General features: G+C 69.6%; 3 protein-coding genes. 2 read left to right on the top strand and 1 reads right to left on the bottom strand.

Going from position 1 to position 5,429, the window contains the following annotated elements:
* Positions 1–921: pectate lyase family protein (locus ACWD1Z_RS36375; RefSeq protein WP_451125035.1), on the top strand; the 921-nt coding region annotated here is incomplete at its 5' end.
* A gap of 817 nt (positions 922–1,738) precedes the next feature.
* Here ACWD1Z_RS36375 and ACWD1Z_RS36370 read toward each other — a convergent pair.
* Positions 1,739–2,743: a hypothetical protein gene (locus ACWD1Z_RS36370; protein WP_451125033.1), complete on the bottom strand. Its 1,005-nt coding sequence runs from the start codon at positions 2,741–2,743 to the stop codon at positions 1,739–1,741.
* A gap of 1,377 nt (positions 2,744–4,120) precedes the next feature.
* On the opposite strand from ACWD1Z_RS36370, the gene ACWD1Z_RS36365 reads away from it, so the two are divergent.
* Positions 4,121–5,429, top strand: a 1,309-nt coding sequence (locus ACWD1Z_RS36365; RefSeq protein WP_451125037.1) for a beta-ketoacyl synthase N-terminal-like domain-containing protein, incomplete at its 3' end; no start/stop codon positions are given.

Here is a 5,429-nt window from a genome sequence, read left to right as displayed (position 1 = left end):
GCCGAGTCGGCCCCCACCGGCTTCGCGAGCGTCAACGCCTGGGGCCAGAACGGCACCACCGGCGGCGCGGGCGGACCCACCGTGACCGTCTCCACCGCCGACGCCCTGATCGCCGCCATCAAGACGACCGGGCCCAGGATCGTCCGCGTCAACGGCATGATCACCCTGCCCGACGGGATGTACGACGTCACCTCCGACAAGACGATCGTCGGCGTCGGCGCGAACTCCGGGATCACCGGCGGCGGCCTCAACATCGGCCTCCCCGTGAGCACCGTCACCTCGCCGCCCGCGAACGCCGTGCACAACGTGATCGTGCGCAACCTGACGTTCCGCGACGCCAGCGACGACTCGATCAACATCCAGATGTTCTCCCACCACGTCTGGATCGACCACAACGACCTGTCCGCCGGGTACGACGGACTGCTCGACATCAAGCGCGGCTCCAGCTACATCACGGTCTCCTGGAACCACACCCACCACCACGCCAAGAACATGCTGCTGGGCCACTCCGACAGCAACGGCGCCCAGGACACCGGCCGACTGAAGGTGACGTACCACCACAACTGGTACGACCGCACCCCGCAGCGCAATCCGCGCACCCGCTTCGGCGACCCGGTGCACATCTACAACAACTACTTCTTCGACAACAGCGACACCGGCCCGGCCTGCAACGCGGACTCCGGCTGCTTCATCGAGGGCAACTACTTCGAGGACGTCGAGGAGCCCATGACCAACAGCTACTCGGGCCCCGACGGCGCGATCGTCGAGCGCAACAACGTCTTCGTCGGCGACACCGGCGAACCCGTGACCGGCGGAAGCGTCGAGGACCCGGCCGACTACTACGACTACACCGTCGACAACCCGCAGAGTGTCAAGGACGCCGTCATGCGCGGCGCGGGCCCTGGCACCATCGGGCTGTAACCCGGACCCCACGCCTTCGGCCCGGCCTCCCCAGCCGTCACGCCCCGTCCGACTCCCCGCCGAGTCAAGGGCGGGCCGTCTCCGTAGTCGGGCCGTTCGGGCCGTCCACGGCGGTGGTGAGCTGTGGTGCAGCTCTCGGTAGCCCCGCTAGACCAGTCAGTTCCGCGTCTGCTGTGGTCCCGAAACTGGCGGCGAGTGGGCTGAGCAGGTGCCGACGGCAGCGCGATCGGGTCGATACCGTGTTCTGTCAGCTGTGCCTCAGTGCTGGTGGCGTCCGCATCGCCCTTTCTCGTCAGCGTCATCTTCTGTGGGCTTGGGGGTTAGCTGGCGCGGCGGAAGGTTGCGGCCGGGCCGATGACGTCCGCGCCGAACTCGGCGCGGACGTGGTCGATGGCCGTTTCGGTGACCAGGCGTGCTTCGCGGTCGTCGCCGAGGCTGATGTGCTGGGCGACCTGTCGGCGTCGATGAGGTCCTCGCCTTTGAGGGCGAGTCCGGTCAGGCGGCCGTGTTGCAGGCCGGCGGCGTCCATCAGCTGGTAGGCGAGCAGGCGCAGGTCGCCGTCGTGTGCGGACGGCTCGGTCAGACGGCGGGTCCTCGTCCAGCTGGTGTGGGCGTGTACTTCGAGACTCCCACAGGTGGAGCGGCAGGCCGTCGGGCTGCGCTGGCGATGTGCCTGAGGGTACCCGGCGGTACTGGCTTCACGGCCCGAGCGGACACCGGCGAGTGGTGTCCGTCCGGTCGCCAGACGCTGATCGCCGACCTCCACGCGAGGCAGTCGGCGTGGGGGGCGTACGAGATGCGCGCACAGTCGGTGAGATCAGAGCTGGTCCAGCGGAACGTCCTCCTCGGCGAGTTCACTCGTCTCGAACTCGGCATCGCCCATCATCGGCCCGCCGAGGAGGCCCGTCATGAGCTCGTCCATGTCGAGCGTCGTCGCACCGGCGGGAGCCGTGGGCTTCGTGCCCTCGCGCATCCTCAGGGTCAGGCCGAGCTTCTTCACCTTGGCGTTCTCGGCCAGCTTGGCGAGGTCCAGGTCCACCTGGGCCAACTCGCCGTTCACGAGCGTGAAGTCCGCCGTCACCTTGGCGTTGGGGGCGTCCTTCATGTCCTTGGCCGTCGGGATCGGCGTGCCCGGCGGTAGGTCCTTCAGCAGGGGCTCGATCTCACTGAGCAGCTCAGTCATCAGCGTGCGGAAGGGAGCCGTGGCGGTGATGTGCTCGGTGCCGTCGCCGCCGTCGGCCGTCTTGAACTCCACCTCCCGGGCCATGATCTTGCTGAGGGCTTTCATGAGCTTCTTCTGCTCCTTGGCGTCCAGGGACGGCGCGGGAGCCGGCTCGCCCTCCTGCCCCTCGTCGGCCGCCTGCTGCATCTCCTCGGCGTTGAACTTCACCCACTTGCCCTCGATGACGTCCTGGAACGCCGCCGCCTCCGGGGGCAATTCGTCGGTGTCCGGCAGCGGAGTGCCCGTCGCCTCGCCCAGGGCGTACATGTCGGCACGCAGGTAGACGTAATCGCCTATCAGCCGGTACTCGACGAGGTCGCCGCCCGGTGTGCTGACCTTCATGGCCATGCCGACGAGGTCCTTCTCGCCGGACTTCTTGAGCGGCTTCTTCGACTGCACGGTCATGGTGATCTTCACGTCGCTGACCATCTCTGCGACCTCGTCGGGCATCTCGTCGCCGGGCGCGGGGTCGGACGCGTCGTCCAGCGCCTTCAGCGACGCGACGTCGGTGTCCAGGTCGAACTCGAAGGAGAGCGTGTTCTTCTCACCGAGCTTCTCGAAGGCCCGGTCGAGCTTCTGGCCGGCTGACAACTGCTCCACAGTTCCGCAGGCTGCGGCTCCCGCGAGAACGGCACCGACGACGGCCGTGGTGGTGAGGGTCTTGCGTACAGCGTTGATGATGGTCTCCTCGTGGCTCCGATCACAACGTGATCAATAGGGAGACCCACAAGCGGCCCAGAGAGTTGCCCTGTGTCCGCGTCACGAATTGGCGGGGTGCCGACTGACACCGTCTCCGATTGCCCCGGTTCCGGCAGCTGCGTGGCTACGTGCACCGCCGTAGTCCGGCCCGTGCCCCGAACCACCGAGAGGACCTCACCGTCCCCGTCCGGCTCGAACACCTGCCTCTCCCTTGTTTCGTTCACGGCCGGCGGCAAGAGACCGGACCTCCGACCGCGCCGACAGCCGTCTTCCTCGCGGGAGACGTACCGGTAGGGCGCGCCGGGTGCCTTTGGTCCATGCTCCCCGCGCCCGCGGGGTCCCTCAGTCCGGGAAGGCCGTAGAAGGTTCAGAAACCTGCGCACAAAGACCGGCTTCCCGGCTGGTGCACCGAAACCATCCCGCCCGGGTCCGGGCCGGCCACCAGGTTCGATGAACCAGCTATCGGCACCCCGGCACACCGTCGGGCGGGTCCTCACCTCCGGTGAGGCATACGCTCGGCCAGCCGACACAAGGTCGGCACCGAACCCCGCTGCGGCGCCTGAACTTTCGCCCGCACGAACCTCGAGGAACCCCACGAGGCTGGATAGCTCCATGGCGCGACGAGAGCGCGTGACGGAGAGACGGCCTCCCTTCGGCATGCCGAGAAGGATCGTCCTGCTGGCGATGCCGGAAGGCTGTTCTCACCGAGGAAGGCGGGATGCTCTGCGGACACCTTGCCGACATGGCGGCCAACACCGTGACCCAGCCGGGGCACAGGCCGCCGTGACTGCCATGGTGGTGGGACTCGCACACGACTTCCACGAAGCTGACGTCGATGTGACCTGAGATCCGTCCCGGGAACCCGGGTCCTGGACAGCTCAGGTCACCGTTGCCACGACCCCACCGAGCGCCTGAAGTTGAACGACAAGGTCAGAGCCGGCCTCGCGGCGCTCGGCGGTGATCCTGGGACGCCGTAAGTGCCGTAGAAGCTGGACGGCGATGCCCAAGACGGTGCACAGCCGCTTCACGCCCTAGCGACGCTGGTGGTCGGCGACGAACTGGAAGCGGTACACCAGCGCGTCTCCCCGGCGATACACTTCGCGGCGGCGCGGCGGCCGGCTTGCTCCGGCCGCCCTGACCCAGTCGCGCAGGGTCTCGGATTGATCCCCAGATCGGCGGCAACCTGCCGGATCGTCGCTCCCGGCCGCGACTGGTACAACGCGACCGCGTCCGCCTTGAAGGGCGTGCCGCGTACCCGGCGGCGATGGGCCGGACGACCTGTGGCGGACGCTGTGCGCCGGGGACGAGATGATCACCGAGGTCCCGGCCGACCGCCTCACCGGGTACGACCGCGAGGTCGCCGGCCCGGCCGGCCTGCATGCCGCCGTACTCGAAGACGTCGACGCGTTCGACGCGGACTTCTTCGGCATCGGACGCCGCATGGCGGTGTGGATGGACCCCCAGCAGCGCCTGCTGCTGGAGACGAGCTGGCAGGCGCTGGAGAGCGCGGGCATCGCGCCCAGCTCGCTGCGCGGCGAGGAGGTCGGGGTCTTCGTCGGCTCCGCCACCAGCGACTTCCGCGACCGCATGCTGATCACGGGAACGCTGGACCGGTACTCGGCCGTAGGCACGATCCACTCCTACCTGGCCAACCGGCTCTCCCACCACTACGACTTGCGAGGCCCCAGCATCACCGTCGACACCGCCTGCTCCAGCGGTCTCAGCGCGGTGGCGGCGGCTGTCTCCGGACTGCGCGCGGGCGACTTCGACACCGCGCTGGTCGGCGCGTCGAACGTCTGCGTCGCAGGCTGGATGCCCGCCGCCATGGCCTACATGGGGGCGCTGTCGCCCTCGGGTTCGTGCAGCCCGTTCTCACCGCAGGCCGATGGCTACGTACGCGGCGAGGGCGCGCTCTGCTTCGTCCTGCGACGCCTGGACGACGCTCTGCGCGACGGCGACCCGGTCATGGCGGTGATCGTCGGCTCAGCCACCAACCACGACGGGCGCTCGGGCGGCCTGACCCGGACCGACGCGGACTCCCAGCCCCGGTTGCTGCGGCGGGCGTTGACCCAGGCCGGCCTGTCCCCCCGCACGATCGGCTACCTGGAGGCGCATGCCCCTGGCACCAGCGCGGACGGCCTGGAGATCGACGCGCTGCGCGATCTGCTGCGCCCCGCACCCGGCGGCCGCCCCCAACCGCTGGGCGGACCGGACGGCTCGCTGTGGATCGGCTCGGTCAAGGCCGCCGTCGGCCACCTGGAGGGCGCAGCGGGCGCGGCCGGCCTGGCCCAGGCGGTACTGGTCCTGCTCAACGGCGCGATCCCCGGCGCGAGGGGCCTGCTGAGTCTGGGCCCCGGCCTGGGAACGGAACACATCCCGCCGCGGCCGGAGCCCGTGCCGTGGCCACGCGACGCCGCCCGGCCGCGGCGCGCGGCGGTCAGCTCCTTCGGCATCGGCGGCTCCAACGCCCACCTGGTGCTGGAGGAACCGCCCGTCGCGCGGGAGCCCGGCGGCGGCCGCTGGACACGGGGCCCGGTCGTCGTACCGCTGAGCGCCACCGACGCGGAGTCGCTGCGCCGACAGGCCG

This window comes from Streptomyces sp. NPDC002784 (assembly GCF_053592135.1).
Note: the sequence above shows the minus strand (reverse complement) of the source record. Positions and strands in the feature narration are given on the sequence as shown.